Here is a 13,899-nt window from a genome sequence, read left to right as displayed (position 1 = left end):
CTGCCCTCCTCGCAGCCGCGGCTCAGCGTTCGTCCAGGTGAACGCGAGGCACGCGGGATCCGATCCTCGTCACGATCTCATAGTTAATCGTGCCCAGGGAATCCGCCCAATCCTGACAGGTCGGCTCTCCTTGGCCCCCAGGTCCGAAAAGGAGCACCTCGTCCCCCGCTTCCGCCGGGTCGTCACCGAGATCGATGACGAACTGGTCCATGCACACCCGGCCGGCGATCCGCCGCCGGCGCCCCGCCGCGAGCACCTCCGCCTGGTTGGTCGCGTTTCGCGCGATGCCGTCCGCATACCCGAGAGGGACGAGACCAAGCGTGGTCTCGCGATCAGTTACGTACAGATGCCCGTACGACACGCCGGAGCCGGCGGGGACCTCCTTCACCTGCGCCAGCCGCGCCGCCAGCGTCATGGCGGGGCGCAGCCCGAAGTCCCCGAGCTCGGGGACCGGGCTCAGGCCGTAGATCGCGATGCCCGCGCGCACCATGTCGTACCTCGCCTGCGGCAGCGTGAGGGCGGCGGCGGAGTTGGCGATGTGGCGGATCGCGTCGCCCGGCACACCGGCCTTGCCCGCCACGGCGACGGCCTCGTCGAACGTCGCGAGCTGGCGTGCGATCGACGGATGGCCTGGGATGTCGGCGCAGGCGAAGTGCGACCACAGGCCGGTGATCTCGATGGCCCCGCTCGCCCGCGCGGCGAGCGCGTGCTCGACCAGCGACGGCCAGTCGGCGACCGTGGCGCCGCCCCGGGAGTTGCCGGTGTCGGCCTTCAGGTGCACCCGGGCCGTACGACCGGTGCGCCGGGCGGCGGCGACGATGTCGTCGACGACCCACGTCGCGCCCGCGGACAGCTCGACGTCCGCGAGCAGCGCGGCGTCGAGCGGCTCGCCCGGCGTGATGAGCCACGACAGGATCGGCGCGGTGACGCCCGCCTCGCGCAGCGCCAGCGCCTCGCGGACGAAGGCCGTGCCGAGGCGGGTCGCCCCCGCCTCCAGGCAGGCCCGCGCCACGGGCAGCGCGCCGTGGCCGTACGCGTCGGCCTTGACCACCGCCATGAGATCGGCGCCCGAGGCCCGCTCGGCGAGCAGCCTGACGTTGTGCCGGATCGCGGACAGGTCCACGCGCGCCTCGGCCGGGGTGGCGGAGCGCACCGTCGAGAAGCTCATTTCCCCAGTGTGTCAGGTGGACCCGGGTGCCCGCGCCCACCACGACACCGCACGTCAGAGCATACGCAGGGCCTCGGGAAGCGCCTGGGCCACGTCGAGCGCGGCGATCGGCGCCCGCCCGAGGCCCGTGGCGCCGCCCCCGGCGGCGATCCGCGCCGCCAGCCCGTGGACGTACGCCGCGCACGAGGCGGCGTCGTAGCCCTTCATGCCCGCGGCGAGCAGGGCGCCCGCGATGCCCGAAAGGACGTCGCCGGTGCCGCCCGTGGCCAGCCAGGGCGTCCCCGTCGTGTTGACCCGCACCGGGCGGTGCTCCTCGGCGACGAGCGTGGTCGAGCCCTTGAGCAGCACCGTCGCCCCCAGTTCCGCGGCGGCCCGCCGCACGTGGTCGAGCCGCCCGGCCTCGACCTGCTCGCGCGGCACGCCGAGCAGCCGCGACAGCTCCCCCGCGTGCGGGGTGAGCACGGTGGGGGCGGCCCTGCGCAGCAGCGAGCGGTCCTTGGCGACGAGCGTCAGCCCGTCGGCGTCCACCAGCACGGGCACGCCGGTGGACAGCACGGCGCGGGCCACCGCGTGGGCCTCGGGGCCGGTCCCGAGGCCGGGGCCGAGCACCCACGCCTGCACGCGCCCGACCTCGTCAAGCGAGCTCTTCAGCACCAGCGCCGGGTCGAGCACGGTCGTGATCGCCTCCGGCCACCTGGCCCTGACCAGCCGCACCGGCTCCGCCGAGCTCGCGAACCGCACCAGCCCCGCGCCCGCGCGCACCGCGCCGCCGACCGAGAGCACGGCGGCCCCCGTGTACCTGTCGCTGCCCGCGGCGACCCCGACGACACCCCGCCGGTACTTGTCGCTCTCCGCGCCGGGGCGGGGCAGCGCGTCGGACACGTCGTCGGCGGTCAGCGCCGCCATCTCGGGATCGGGCAGGAAGGGCCCGAGGCCGATGTCCACCAGCTCGACCGCGCCCGCGTGCGAGGCTCCGGGGTCGACGAGCAGGCCCACCTTGTACGCTCCGAAAGTCACCGTCATGTGCGCGCGTACGGCCGCCCCTTCGACCCTTCCGCTGCTCGCGTCCACCCCGCTCGGCACGTCGACCGCCACGACCAGGCCGTCGGCCTCGGCGGTCAGCTCCGCCAGCGTCCCGTACGGCTCGCGCAGCGCCCCGCCGCCCCCGATGCCGACGAGGCCGTCCATCACGAGGTCGGCGCCGCTGACCAGTTCGCGGGCCCGGGCGGCGTCGTACGGGTGGGCGCGGCCTCCCGCCTCGCGCAGCGCGGCCAGCCCGCCCTCGTGGGCGCGGGAGCCCGCGAGCACGGCCTCCACCCGAGCCCCCCTTCGGGCCAGCCGGGCGCCCGCGTACAGGGCGTCGCCGCCGTTGTCGCCGCCGCCCGCGAGCAGCGCCACGCGGGAGCCGTACACCCTGCCGCGGGAGCCGGCGAGCAGGTGGGCGCAGACCGCGGCGAGCCCGGCGGCGGCCCTGTCCATCAGCGTCCCCTCGGGAAGCCTCGCCATCAGCGCGTGCTCGGCAACGCGGATCTGTTCTGAGGTGTAGGCGGTCCGCATGGGTCCGACCGTAGCCTCCCGCGACGGCGAAGGCGATCACCGCCCCAGCGGCGGCGGACCCGGGCGGCGGCCTCGCAGGGGCCGCCGGCTCAGGACTCGGCGACGACGTAGGCGACCGCCATACCGCCGTCGTGTGAAAGGGAGACGTGCCATCTGCGTACGCCCAGGTCGCGGGCCACCTCGGCGGCCCGGCCGGTGATCCTCAGCTCGGGACGGCCGCGCCCGCCCGCCACGACCTCCGCGTCCAGGTGCCGCAGCCCCGGCGGCACCCCGAGGGCCTTGGCCACCGCCTCCTTGGCGGCGAACCGCGCGGCCAGCGAGGGCAGCGCCAGCGTGCCCTCGGCGGCGGTGAACAGGCGTTCCCGCAGCGCGGGCGTGCGCTCCAGGGCCGCGCCCAGGCGCGCCACCTCGACCACGTCCACCCCGATGCCCACGATCACACCGCCAGCGTACGGGCCGACATTCCTTCCCCGTCACGCGCTGAAGTAATCCATCGATTTTTGTCCACAGCCTGTGCACACCCGGCGTCGGGGTACCAGGACGCCATGGTTACGCTTGCCGTCGTGGCAGATGAGGACGCGTACGTCGAGCTGAGCCGCGAGCAGTGGCGTGACCTGCGCAAGAACACACCGCTCACGCTCACGGAGGCGGAGCTGGAGGAGCTTCGCGGCGTCCACGACCCGATCGACCTGTCCGAGGTGACGGACATCTACCTGCCGCTCACCCGGCTGCTGAACCTGCACTTCACGGGTTCGCGGCAGCGCGGCGCGGCCGTCGGCGCGTTCCTCGGCGAGCAGGACGCGCCCCCGCCGTACGTGCTGGGCATCGCGGGCAGCGTCGCGGTCGGCAAGTCGACCACGGCGCGGCTGCTGCACACGCTGCTCGCCCGCTGGCCCGAGCACCCGCGGGTCGATCTGATCACCACCGACAGCTTCCTCTACCCCAACAAGGTGCTCGAAGATCGCGGGATCATGCACCGCAAGGGCTTCCCCGAGTCCTACGACCGGCGGGCGCTGGTGAGCTTCGTGGCCGACGTGAAGGCGGGCCGTCCCTCGGTCGAGGCGCCCGTCTACAGCCACCTGGAGTACGACATCGTGCCCGGGGCGACGCACACCGTCGACCGGCCGGACATCCTGATCGTGGAAGGGCTCAACGTCCTGCAGCCCGCGCCGCCGGACGCCCTCGCCGTCTACGACTACTTCGACTTCTCCATCTACGTGGACGCCAGGATCGAGGACATCCGCACCTGGTACGTCGAGCGCTTCCACAAGCTGCGCCGTACGGCCTTCGCCGACCCGAAGTCCTACTTCCGGCACATCGCGGCGCTCTCGCGCGAGGAGGCGACCACGTTCGCGGAGTCCGTCTGGCGGGACGTCAACGAGCGCAACCTCGTGGAGAACATCACGCCCACGCGTGAGCGGGCCGGTCTGGTCCTCCACAAGGGTTCTGATCACTCGATCACCCACGTACGGCTCCGCCGTACCTGATAATCGTCCGGTGCTGCGGTTGCGGGTGATCGCCCCTTTTGAGCGTACGGACCGGGTCATCGAGATCTTCGACCACGCGCCGGGCGTCACCGACGTCGTGCTCCTCCGCGAGGCGGCGAGGCGGCCGGAGGGCGACGTCGTGCTCGCCGACGTCGCCAGGGAGGCCGCGGACTCGGTCATCGAGCAGCTCAAGGCGCTCGGCCTGGAACGGGACGGCTCGATCACGGCCGCGGACGTCGAGCTGTCCATCTCCCGGCGCGCGGCCGAGGCGGAGGAACAGGCGCCGGGAGAGGGCGACGACGCCGTCGTGTGGGACCAGTTCGAGCAGCGGGTGGCCCTCGACAGCCGCGTCACCTGGGCGTTCCTGGCGTTCCTCGTCATCGCCACGATGATCGCGGCGATCGGCGTGCTGATCCCGTCGCAGATCCTGATCGTCGGTGCGATGGTCCTCGGGCCGGAGTTCGGCGCGGTGGCCGCCGTCTCCTTCGGCCTGCTGCGCCGCCGGTGGCCGGTCGTCGGGGCGGCCTCCCGCACGCTCGCCGTGGGCTTCGCGTCCGCGATCGCCGTCACCCTGCTCTGCGCCCTCGCAACACGCGGCCTCGGCTGGATCTCCCCCGAGACGCTGCGGCACCACGACGAGGTCCGCTTCATCGTGACGCCCGACCAGTGGTCGTTCATCGTGGCGCTGCTCGCCGGCGCCGCGGGCGTGCTGTCGATCACGGCGGGCAAGTCGTCCGCGCTGGTGGGCGTCTTCATCTCCGTCACGACCGTCCCCGCGGCCGGCTACATGGCCGTCGCCCTGGCGCTCGCGCGCTGGGACGAGGTCGGCGGCTCCGCGCTGCAACTCCTCGTCAACATCGCCGGCATGGTCGTCGCCGGGGCGCTGACGCTGTTCCTCCAGCGTTTCCTCTGGAAGCGGTACGGCGGAGTCGTACGACGGGCGTGACGGGCATACCTGAGTCGTAGGCGCGTTCCTCCGTCAGAGGGAGGTCCGGCGATCCGCCGCCCACTAGGGTCGAATCATGACTGCGAGCGCGACCCCATGCTTCGCGACCGAGGGGCTGACCAAGCGCTTCCCCCGCGTCACGGCGCTCGACGACCTCACGGTCGCCGCCGGAACCGGCGTGACCGGCCTCGTGGGCGCCAACGGCGCGGGCAAGTCGACGCTGATCAAGATCCTGCTCGGCCTGCTCCCGCCGACCTCCGGGCGCGCCTCGGTGCTCGGCCTCGACACGGCCACCCAGGGCCTGGAGATCCGGCGGGCCGTCGGCTACATGCCCGAGCACGACTGCCTGCCCCCGGACATCTCCGCCACCGAGTTCGTGGTGCACATGGCCCAGATGTCCGGGCTGCCGCGTACGGCCGCCCGCGAGCGCGCCGCCGACACCCTCCGTCACGTGGGGCTCGACGAGGAGCGTTACCGCCCGATGGGCGGCTACTCCACGGGCATGCGGCAGCGGGTCAAGCTCGCCCAGGCCCTCGTACACGACCCACGACTGGTCTTCCTCGACGAGCCCACCAACGGGCTCGACCCGCAGGGCCGCGACGACATGCTCGCGCTGATCCGGCGTGTCGGCACCGAGTTCGGCATCGACGTGCTGGTCACCTCCCACCTGCTCGGCGAGCTCGAGCGGGTGTGCGACCACGTCATCGTCATCGACGGCGGACGGCTGCTGCGCTCGTCGGCCATCCGGGAGTTCACCCGGGCCGAGCAGACCATCGCGGTGGAGGTCGAGGAGGGACAGCGGCGCCTGGCCGAGCGCCTCGCCGCCCTCGGCGAGACCGTCGCCGCGCAGGGCAGGCTGCTGACGGTCCAGGTGTCCGCCGACGACCCCGGCCGCACGCACGACGCCGTACGCGACGCGGTCTGCGACCTCGGCCTGAGCCTTCTGCGGCTGGAGCAGCGCCGGGGCCGCATCGAAGACGTCTTCAAGGAGCCGGTGGCATGACAGAGCCGACCGCGGTCATCCACGACATCGGATACCGCCACTACGACGGCGTACGGCTGGGGCGCGGCAGGGCGACGCTCGCCCTCGGGGTGCAGAGCCTGCGCGGCGTCTTCGGGTTCGGCCGCACGACCCGCGCGAAGATCATGCCGCTGCTGCTGATGGCGATCATGCTGATGCCGACCGTCGTGTCGATCGGCGTGATGGCGCTCGCGAAGCAGTTCATCATGCCCTATCCGGGATACGCCGTCTTCATGCAGGCCGTGATCGCGGTCTTCCTGGCCGCCCAGTCGCCGTACCTGGTCGCGCCGGATCTGCGCTTCCGCGTGCTGCCGCTCTACCTGTCCCGGCCGCTCACCGTGACCGACTACGTCGTGGCGAAGCTGGCCGCGCTCGCGGTCGCGCTGTTCGGCCTGCTGGCCGTGCCGATCACGATCCAGTTCGTCGGCGAACTGCTGGTGGACCTGCCTGGACCGCCGCACACCGCCGACTACCTCGGCGCGCTGGGCGGCGCGGTCCTCTACGCGGTGCTGCTGTCCTCCGTGGGCATCGCCCTCGCGTCGTTCACCCCGCGCCGCGGGCTCGGCGTCGCGGTGGTGATCGCGTTCTACATGTTCACCGCCGCGGTCTCCACGCTCTTCTACGCCGTGCTCTCCTCGACCGGCCGGGACGACGTGGCTCCCTGGGCCCTGATCCTCAACCCGTTCTTCCTCGTCGACACCGTCCAGTCGGCGCTGTTCGGCACCGCGCCGATCAACGACGAGGGGTATCCGCCCGGCATCGCCGCGTGCCTGATCCTGCTGGCCGTGATCGCCCTGGCCGTGACGGGCGTCCTCCTGCGCTACCGGAAGGCGGCGTCGTGACCACCACGAGTCCCCCCGTGACCACCCGCCAGGGCGTGCTCGAACTCGCCCAGGTCTCCCGCTGGTACGGCAACGTCGTGGCGGTCAACGACGTCACGATGACGATCGGTCCCGGCGTCACCGGCCTGCTCGGGCCGAACGGCGCGGGCAAGTCGACGCTGCTGCACATGATGGCGGGGTTCCTCGCGCCGTCCAGCGGCACCGCGACCCTCGACGGCCGGCAGATCTGGCACAACCACGACATCTACCGGCAGATCGGGCTGGTCCCCGAGAAGGAGGCCGTGTACGGCTTCCTCACCGGATGGCAGTTCGTGCTCTCGTCCGCCCGGCTGCACGGCCTCCCCTCGCCCGCCGAAGCGGCCAAGCGGGCCCTCGACCTGGTGGAGATGACGGACGCCTCCGGCCGCCGCGTCGAGACCTACTCGAAGGGCATGCGGCAGCGGGTGAAGGTCGCCGCCGCCCTCGTCCACGACCCGCAAGTGCTGCTCCTGGACGAGCCGTTCAACGGCATGGACCCCCGGCAGCGGCTCCACCTCATGGACCTCGTCCGGCGCATGGGCGAGGAGGGCAGGACCATCCTGTTCAGCTCGCACATCCTCGAAGAGGTCGAGCGGGTCGCCCACCACATCGAGGTCCTGGTCGCCGGGCGGCACGCCGCGTCGGGCGACTACCGCGAGATCAGGCGCCGCATGGCCAACCGGCCGCACCTGTTCCGGGTCAGGTCGAGCGACGACCGGCGCCTGGCCGCCGCCCTCATCGCCGACCCCGCCTCCAGCGCGGTCACGCTGACCGAGCAGGGCGTCGAGGTCCAGGTCACCGACTACGCGCGCTTCACCGCGCTGCTGCCCCGGATGGCACGCGACCTCGCTGTACACCTGTGGCAGGTCTCCCCAACCGACGAGGACCTGGAAAGCGTCTTCTCCTACCTCATCTCAGGGAGCACGCGATGAACACGGTGGTGGCCGACATCACCTACCGGGCCATGCTCGGCCGCAAGCGGATCTGGCTGCTGGTGCTGCTGCCGGTGGCACTGGTCGTGCTCGCGGCGCTGCTCAGGCTGATCAACGGCCACGACGAGCAGACGGCCGTGACCCTGATGAAGAGCTTCGCCATCGGCACGATGCTGCCGCTGCTGGGACTGATCGCCGGGACGGGCGTCGTCGCCCCGGAGATCGAGGACGGCACGATCATCCACCTGCTGTCCAAGCCGATCTCCCGCCCGGTGATCGCGGTGACGAAGTTCGTGGTCGCCGCCTCGCTCGTCGCGGTGTTCGCGGCCGTCTCGACCTACGCCGCCGCCTATCTCCTGACCGGCTCGGAGTCGGGCGTCGCCACCGGGTTCACCCTCGGGGCGCTGTTCGGCGGCATCGCCTACGCTGCGGTGTTCCTGCTGCTGGGCGTGCTCACCCGCCACGCGGTCGCGGTCGGCGTCATCTACGCACTCGTGTGGGAGGGCGTGGTCGGCGGTTACGTGCCCGGCGCGCGCAAGTTCTCCATCCAGCAGTGGGCCCAGTCGCTCGCCGACCAGGTCTCCTCCTCGCCCTTCTTCTCCAGCGAGGTGACGCTCGGCTTCGCCGTGCCGGCGATGGTCATCGTCACGGTCGGCGCCGTCGTCTGGACCGGCCAGCGCCTGCGCTCCCTCTCCCTGACCGGCGACGAATAGCTCTCCGCCCGGCCACGAAGGTCCTAGAGGTTGAAGCCGCCCGACACCTCGATGTCCTGAGCGGTGACCCAACGGCTCTCGTCGGACACCAGCGTGGCGATCACCGCGCCAATGTCGCCGGGTTCGCCCACCCGGCCGAGCGCGGTCTTCGCGGCAAGAGCGGGGACGACCTCGGGGAACCTGGTGAAGGCGTCGTCACCGAGCCGGGTGCGGGTCGGGCCCGGTGAGACGGCGTTGACGCGGATGCCCCGCGCGCTGAACTCCTTGGCCATGTATCGGGTCAGCACGACCAGGCCGCCCTTCATCGACGCGTAGGCCGAGTAGCCGGGCTCCAGCCCGGCCTTCGCCACCGAACTGCTGCTCGTGTTGACGATGGCCCCGCCGTCCGCCATCAGGGGCAGCAGCCTCTGCGTGAGGAAGTACGGCCCCTTGAGCAGGACCCGCATGAGCCTGTCGAACGTCTCCTCGGTCGTGTCCTCGATCAACGACGCCGACGAGGCTCCGGCGTTGTTCACCAGGTAGTCGAAGGTGTCGCGCTGCCACATGTCGCGCAGCACGTCGGCCACCGTGTCGCGGAAGGCCGCGAAGGTGCCGGTCTCGCCGACGTCCAGCGGCAGTGCGACGGCGGTGCCGCCCTCCTTCTCGATCGCGGCGACCGTCTCCAGCCCTCCCCGCGAGTTGCCGCCGTAGGTCAGGATGACTCCGGTTCCGCGTTTGGCGATCTCGATGGCGGCGCTCCGGCCGATGCCGGAACTGGCGCCCGTGACGATGGCGACCTTCATGCTCATCTCCTGTGGTGTGGTCGTGGGTGTCAGCGAGTGGGCTCGGCGGCGGGCTCCGGGGACAGCACCCGGGCGAGCCAGTCCGTACGGGTCCTGCGCGCGGTGGCCGAGATCCGGGCCTGCGGATACAGGGCGTCGAACCCGTGGAAGCCGCCCGCCCAGACGTGCAGCTCGGCCTGGCCGCCGGCCGCCCAGATGCGGGTGGCGTAGTCGGCGTCCTCGTCGCGGAAGACCTCGGCCGAGCCGGTGTCGATGTACGTGGCCGGCAGGCCCGACAGGTCGTCCGCCAGCGCGGGCGAGACGTACGGGGGCACCTCGTCGCCGGTGAGGCCGCCGAGGACCGAGCGCCAGCCGAACTCGTTCATCTCGCGGGTCCAGACGCCGGGCCCGCCGGAGAACTGGCGGCTCGACGTGGTGGTGTTGCGGTGGTCGAGCATGGGGCAGATCAGCATCTGCGCGGCGATCGGCGGCGTGCCGCGGTCGCGGGCCAGCAGGGTGACTCCGGCGGCGAGGCCGCCGCCCGCGCTGGCGCCCGCGACGACGACCCGGGCGGGGTCGACGCCGAGCTCGGCGGAGTGCTCGGCGATCCAGAGCAGGCCCTGGTAGCAGTCGTCCACCAGGGCGGTGCCGGTGGCCTCCGGAGCGAGCCGGTAGTCCACGGAGACGACGACCGCGCCGAACCTGTCGAGCCACTCCAGCGGGATGTCGATCTGCGAGAAGCGGTCGCCCATGACCATTCCGCCGCCGTGCATCCAGTAGACGCAGGGCGCGGCGGTGGCGCGGGCGGCGTTCGCGGGGGCGAAGACCGACAGGGGGATCGGGGCGCCGTCCGTGGCGGGCACGGTGACCTCGCGTCGGTCGACCTCCCGGTGCGCGAGGAGGGCGTCTACGGGTGCCGACGGAAGTCGGCGCAGTTGCGTGAGCACTTCCGGGTTGAGCTGGGACATGAGGGGCATGTCGGCCAGCAGTTCACGCAGCTCGGGGTCCAGGTCGGGTCGTACGGGGGTCATGGTCACTGCCTTTCGCAAGAGAGGGGTCGGCGGGCGGGGTCAGAAGGCGGCCTTGCCGCGCACCGGGACGTAGTCGGCGTACTCGGACTCCTTGGCCAGCAGTCCGCCGATCCGGGCCACGATGTCCTGGGCGGCCTGACCGGCGAAGATCCGGTGGTGGTCCTCCTCGGTCGTCCAGCCCTCGATGACGTGGACGACGTCGGGGTCGGAGGCGGAACGGGAGACCAGGTAGACGGCGCAGTGCTCGCTCGCGCCGGGGCTCCCCTCGTCGAGGCCGGTCAGCAGCGCGTCGACCAGCCGGTCGCCCATTCCGGGCTTGGCGGTCAGGGTGGCGGCGAAGCCGTAGCCGACGGTCATGGCAGGGTCTCTCCTTCGGTAGTGGAATGACGTGATTCCATTCAATCGGGATGACCTGCGGAAACGTTAGAACGATGCTCCTGGGTGCTTGCACGATCCTCTCGTCTGCGAGAGCCAGGCGCGGAATCGTGCTGCAATGGCCGCATGTGCCTCGAAGAGCTCCGCACCCTGCTGGCCCGGCATGCCAGGCCCGACGGGACCACCCCGATCGACGGCGTCCTCGTCTCGAAGGTCGACCGGTCGGACCCGCCGGCGCCCTCGATGTCCGGCACCGTGCTGGCGGTCATCGCCCAGGGCGCCAAACGGCTCGCGCTCGGCGACCGGATCTTCGAGTACGGCGCCGGGCAGTACCTGATCGCCTCGGTCGACCTGCCGGTCACCGGGCAGTTCACCCAGGCGGACCCCGAGCGGCCCGCGCTGGGCTTCGGTCTCGTCCTGGAACCGTCCGCCGTCGCCGAACTGCTGCTGCGGGCCGCCCCCGGCGACGCTCCCTCCAGCGGTGGCGGCGCGGCGCCGGGGATCGCCGTCAGCGACGCTCCGGCTCCGTTGCTCGACGCGGTGGTCCGGCTGCTGCGCCTGCTCGACGAGCCCCGCGACCGGGCCGTGCTTGCCCCGCTGGTCAAGCGCGAGATCCTGTGGCGCCTGATCACCGGCGAGCAGGGCGCGACGGTGCGCCAACTCGGCCTCGCCGACAGCGGTCTCAGCCACATCTCCCGCGCCGTGAGCTGGATCCGCGAGCACTACGCGCGGCCCTTCCGGGTCGAGGAGGTGGCACGGCTGTCCGGCATGAGCGTCTCCGCCTTCTACCGCAACTTCCACGCGGTGACCGCGATGAGCCCCATCCAGTTCCAGAAGCAGATCCGGCTGCAGGAGGCCCGGCTGCTACTCACCACCCACCCGGGTGACGTCACCGGGGTCGGGCAGCGCGTGGGCTATGACAACCCGTCACAGTTCAGCAGGGAGTATCGCCGCCAGTTCGGCTCGCCTCCCAGCCAGGACGCCGCCCGCCTGCGCCGCGACGTCCGCGACCCCGCAGGCGTACGCCCCTGAGCAGCCGTTGCGGGAGCACCTCTCGCCAACCTGATCGAGGACGCACGCCAGGCGTTTCCGGGCGAGATTCCGGACCTTCCCAGAGGTCAACGCCACCGAGGACATCTCCGCGAGCGACAACCCGCCGAGCTCGGCGAAGGGCCGGGTGTGGGCACCGACGCGCTCTCTGACGTCCTATGGAGTCGCTACGGTGGGACACATGAGACCGCGCCTGGCGCAGCTTCGCCTCACCGAGTTCAAGTCCTTCCGCGATGCTTCGGCGATGCGGCTGGACGGCATGACCGTGCTCATCGGGCGCAACAGCAGCGGCAAGTCCAACGCCCTCGACGGGCTGGAGGTGCTTTCCCGGCTGGCGACGGGCGCTGACCTCCTGGAGGCGCTCGACAGCCGCCGCGGGGACGAGGGACCGCTTCGAGGAGGAATCGAGGGCTGCCCCCCGCACGGAACCGACCGCTTCCGACTTGGCTGCACGGTCGCGTCGCTCGATCGGGCCGGCAGCGGCTACGCACTCATCGATCTCGACGTCACCGTGCGGGTGCGACCGGAACCTGAGATCGTCAGCGAGACGCTGACGGGCGTGTCCGGCAGAGCGCGTAACACGAAGGACCCTTCCTCCAGAATCTGGCACAAACTACTGACGACCCGTGACCCGGAACCGGGAAGTGGGAGCATCGACGCCACGTGGTACCGGGGAACCCGGGGGCGTGGCCGCGTTGCGCCCTTCCGTGCGACCCGGCTGCTCACGGCGCAGCTTCCGCTCCGGCTGGCCCAGGACACCGAAACAGAACGACATGTAGTCCAAGCAGCCGAGGACATGCTGGAAGCCCTTCAGGGCGTCTTCCATCTCGATCCCGTCCCCCATCTCATGCGGCAGTACGTACCGGGGCGTGACGTGCGGCTGCGGCGCACCGGCGAGAATCTCTCGGCCGTCATCGGCCAGATGGCGGAGCGTGATCCTGATCAGTTCGCCCAGTTGGTCCAACTCGCCCGCGATCTCGTGGAACACGAGGTGACGGGCATCGAGATTGTCCGGTCCGAGCTGAACGACGTCATGCTCGCGCTGCGCGAGGGCCGGGCCATCACTCCCGCCCGTGAGATGAGCGACGGTCTCCTGCGCTTCATGGCCATCGCGACGACCCTGATCACTCGTGGCCGGGACGTGGATCTGGGCGGCATGCCGGACCACGAACGGCCCGTGACCGTCGTGATCGAGGAGCTGGAGAACGGCCTGCATCCCTCACAGGCGGGCAAAGCCCTCGAACTCGTACGCAGGGCAGTCAAGGACGACGGAGCTCAGGTGCTGTTCACCACCCACAGCCCCGCACTGCTGTCGGGGCTGTCCGCCGAGGACCACAAGTCGGTCGTCGTCTGTTCACGGGACCCGGAAACGCAGGAGTCGACGCTCACTCCGCTACCCGAGCTGGACGGATATCCCCGGCTGATGGCGCAGGGCGATCTAGGGTCCGTCGTGACCGCGAATCTGCTGAGCGAGGAGCGGCACAGCGACTTCTCCGAGTTCGACCGCCTCATGGGGATCGGGTGATCATGGCTCGCCGTGTGGAGTTCGTGGACACGTCGATTCTCTGCAACCTCCTCGACGTGCCGGGCAAGAACCAGCACCAGCGGAGGACCGTTGAGGAGCTGCGGCTGAAGCGACGCCAGTGCGATCTCATCCTGCCCGTCACCGCGGTCATCGAGACCGGCAACCACATCGCGCAACTCGGTAACGGACACGACCGGCGGGATCGAGCGGAGAAGCTCCATGCGCTCCTCGATCTGGTCATCAGGGGTGAAGCCCCCTGGGTGCTGCACACGGTCGAGTGGGGCGAGCCGTTCTTACGCGAACTCCTCGGAGGCGGCGGAACGGGGATCGGGCTGGCGGACCACGCGATGAGCGGGCTCGGCCTCGGCGACCTGTGCATCCTGACCGAGCGGGAGATGTACAGGCGACGCGTGGTCGGCGTCGACGTAGGCATATGGACGCTGGACGGACAGCTCAAAGCGCACGAATGATCT

The 13,899-nt window shown here is 71.3% G+C and carries 15 protein-coding genes; 9 read left to right on the top strand and 6 right to left on the bottom strand.

The window, feature by feature from the left end; genetic code table 11:
* Positions 1-22: 22 nt before the first annotated feature.
* The 3 genes from alr to HHX31_RS28200 form a co-directional block, all read right to left on the bottom strand.
* On the bottom strand, positions 23-1,168 hold the full coding sequence (gene alr, locus HHX31_RS28210) for an alanine racemase (protein WP_169951860.1): 1,146 nt from the start codon (positions 1,166-1,168) through the stop codon (positions 23-25).
* A gap of 54 nt (positions 1,169-1,222) precedes the next feature.
* Positions 1,223-2,725: an NAD(P)H-hydrate dehydratase gene (locus HHX31_RS28205; RefSeq protein WP_169951858.1), complete on the bottom strand. Its 1,503-nt coding sequence runs from the start codon at positions 2,723-2,725 to the stop codon at positions 1,223-1,225.
* Between the two features lie 89 nt (positions 2,726-2,814).
* Positions 2,815-3,165 carry a holo-ACP synthase gene (locus tag HHX31_RS28200; RefSeq protein WP_169951856.1) on the bottom strand — a complete coding sequence of 117 codons (351 nt, stop codon included), beginning with the start codon at positions 3,163-3,165 and terminating at the stop codon, positions 2,815-2,817.
* A 105-nt stretch (positions 3,166-3,270) separates the two neighbouring features.
* Between HHX31_RS28200 and coaA the strand changes: the two genes are divergently transcribed.
* The 6 genes from coaA (at position 3,271) to HHX31_RS28170 (ending at position 8,684) form a co-directional block, all read left to right on the top strand.
* The gene (gene coaA / locus HHX31_RS28195) at positions 3,271-4,212 is read left to right on the top strand and encodes a type I pantothenate kinase (RefSeq protein WP_169951854.1); all 942 of its coding nucleotides are present in this window, start codon (positions 3,271-3,273) and stop codon (positions 4,210-4,212) included.
* 10 nt (positions 4,213-4,222) lie between these two features.
* Positions 4,223-5,158 carry a DUF389 domain-containing protein gene (locus HHX31_RS28190; protein WP_169951852.1) on the top strand — a complete coding sequence of 312 codons (936 nt, stop codon included), beginning with the start codon at positions 4,223-4,225 and terminating at the stop codon, positions 5,156-5,158.
* 76 nt (positions 5,159-5,234) lie between these two features.
* Positions 5,235-6,161 carry an ABC transporter ATP-binding protein gene (locus HHX31_RS28185; protein WP_169951850.1) on the top strand — a complete coding sequence of 309 codons (927 nt, stop codon included), beginning with the start codon at positions 5,235-5,237 and terminating at the stop codon, positions 6,159-6,161.
* Complete coding sequence (locus HHX31_RS28180; RefSeq protein WP_169951848.1) at positions 6,158-7,021, top strand: ABC transporter permease subunit; 864 nt, start codon at positions 6,158-6,160, stop codon at positions 7,019-7,021. Before HHX31_RS28185 ends, HHX31_RS28180 begins: the two co-directional genes overlap by 4 nt.
* Complete coding sequence (locus HHX31_RS28175; RefSeq protein WP_311932275.1) at positions 7,018-7,971, top strand: ABC transporter ATP-binding protein; 954 nt, start codon at positions 7,018-7,020, stop codon at positions 7,969-7,971. Before HHX31_RS28180 ends, HHX31_RS28175 begins: the two co-directional genes overlap by 4 nt.
* On the top strand, positions 7,968-8,684 hold the full coding sequence (locus HHX31_RS28170; RefSeq protein WP_169951846.1) for an ABC transporter permease: 717 nt from the start codon (positions 7,968-7,970) through the stop codon (positions 8,682-8,684). The genes HHX31_RS28175 and HHX31_RS28170 overlap by 4 nt, the downstream gene beginning before the upstream one ends.
* A gap of 23 nt (positions 8,685-8,707) precedes the next feature.
* Here HHX31_RS28170 and HHX31_RS28165 read toward each other — a convergent pair whose 3' ends face one another.
* Genes HHX31_RS28165 through HHX31_RS28155 form a run of 3 tightly spaced genes read right to left on the bottom strand, consistent with a single transcriptional unit; the run spans position 8,708 to position 10,833 of the window.
* Entirely contained in the window at positions 8,708-9,466 is a 759-nt protein-coding gene (locus HHX31_RS28165; RefSeq protein WP_169951844.1) for an SDR family NAD(P)-dependent oxidoreductase, read from the bottom strand.
* A gap of 29 nt (positions 9,467-9,495) precedes the next feature.
* Entirely contained in the window at positions 9,496-10,476 is a 981-nt protein-coding gene (locus HHX31_RS28160; RefSeq protein ID WP_169951842.1) for an alpha/beta hydrolase, read from the bottom strand.
* 39 nt (positions 10,477-10,515) lie between these two features.
* The gene (locus HHX31_RS28155; RefSeq protein ID WP_169951840.1) at positions 10,516-10,833 is read right to left on the bottom strand and encodes a putative quinol monooxygenase; all 318 of its coding nucleotides are present in this window, start codon (positions 10,831-10,833) and stop codon (positions 10,516-10,518) included.
* Between the two features lie 144 nt (positions 10,834-10,977).
* On the opposite strand from HHX31_RS28155, the gene HHX31_RS28150 reads away from it, so the two are divergent.
* The 3 genes from HHX31_RS28150 to HHX31_RS28140 all read left to right on the top strand — a co-directional run bounded on the left by HHX31_RS28150 (position 10,978) and on the right by HHX31_RS28140 (position 13,896).
* Positions 10,978-11,883 carry an AraC family transcriptional regulator gene (locus HHX31_RS28150; protein WP_169951838.1) on the top strand — a complete coding sequence of 302 codons (906 nt, stop codon included), beginning with the start codon at positions 10,978-10,980 and terminating at the stop codon, positions 11,881-11,883.
* Between the two features lie 199 nt (positions 11,884-12,082).
* Positions 12,083-13,426 carry an AAA family ATPase gene (locus HHX31_RS28145; RefSeq protein ID WP_169951837.1) on the top strand — a complete coding sequence of 448 codons (1,344 nt, stop codon included), beginning with the start codon at positions 12,083-12,085 and terminating at the stop codon, positions 13,424-13,426.
* Positions 13,427-13,428: 2 nt separating this feature from the next.
* The gene (locus tag HHX31_RS28140; RefSeq protein ID WP_169951835.1) at positions 13,429-13,896 is read left to right on the top strand and encodes a hypothetical protein; all 468 of its coding nucleotides are present in this window, start codon (positions 13,429-13,431) and stop codon (positions 13,894-13,896) included.
* Positions 13,897-13,899 lie beyond the last annotated feature (3 nt).

It is taken from the genome of Microbispora sp. H11081 (genome assembly GCF_012999535.1).
Taxonomy (GTDB): Bacteria; Actinomycetota; Actinomycetes; order Streptosporangiales; family Streptosporangiaceae; genus Microbispora.
The sequence above is the reverse complement of the archived record's forward strand: the minus strand, read 5'-3'. Positions and strand labels throughout refer to the sequence as shown.

Coding starts and splice junctions, on each gene's coding strand:
- HHX31_RS28140 (WP_169951835.1), top strand. CDS start 13,429: ATGGCTCGCCGTGTGGAGTTCGTGGACACGTCGATTCTCTGCAACCTC.
- alr (WP_169951860.1), bottom strand. CDS start 1,168: ATGAGCTTCTCGACGGTGCGCTCCGCCACCCCGGCCGAGGCGCGCGTG.
- HHX31_RS28160 (WP_169951842.1), bottom strand. CDS start 10,476: ATGACCCCCGTACGACCCGACCTGGACCCCGAGCTGCGTGAACTGCTG.
- HHX31_RS28180 (WP_169951848.1), top strand. CDS start 6,158: ATGACAGAGCCGACCGCGGTCATCCACGACATCGGATACCGCCACTAC.
- HHX31_RS28150 (WP_169951838.1), top strand. CDS start 10,978: ATGTGCCTCGAAGAGCTCCGCACCCTGCTGGCCCGGCATGCCAGGCCC.
- HHX31_RS28170 (WP_169951846.1), top strand. CDS start 7,968: ATGAACACGGTGGTGGCCGACATCACCTACCGGGCCATGCTCGGCCGC.
- HHX31_RS28165 (WP_169951844.1), bottom strand. CDS start 9,466: ATGAAGGTCGCCATCGTCACGGGCGCCAGTTCCGGCATCGGCCGGAGC.
- HHX31_RS28205 (WP_169951858.1), bottom strand. CDS start 2,725: ATGCGGACCGCCTACACCTCAGAACAGATCCGCGTTGCCGAGCACGCG.
- coaA (WP_169951854.1), top strand. CDS start 3,271: ATGGTTACGCTTGCCGTCGTGGCAGATGAGGACGCGTACGTCGAGCTG.
- HHX31_RS28145 (WP_169951837.1), top strand. CDS start 12,083: ATGAGACCGCGCCTGGCGCAGCTTCGCCTCACCGAGTTCAAGTCCTTC.
- HHX31_RS28155 (WP_169951840.1), bottom strand. CDS start 10,833: ATGACCGTCGGCTACGGCTTCGCCGCCACCCTGACCGCCAAGCCCGGA.
- HHX31_RS28185 (WP_169951850.1), top strand. CDS start 5,235: ATGACTGCGAGCGCGACCCCATGCTTCGCGACCGAGGGGCTGACCAAG.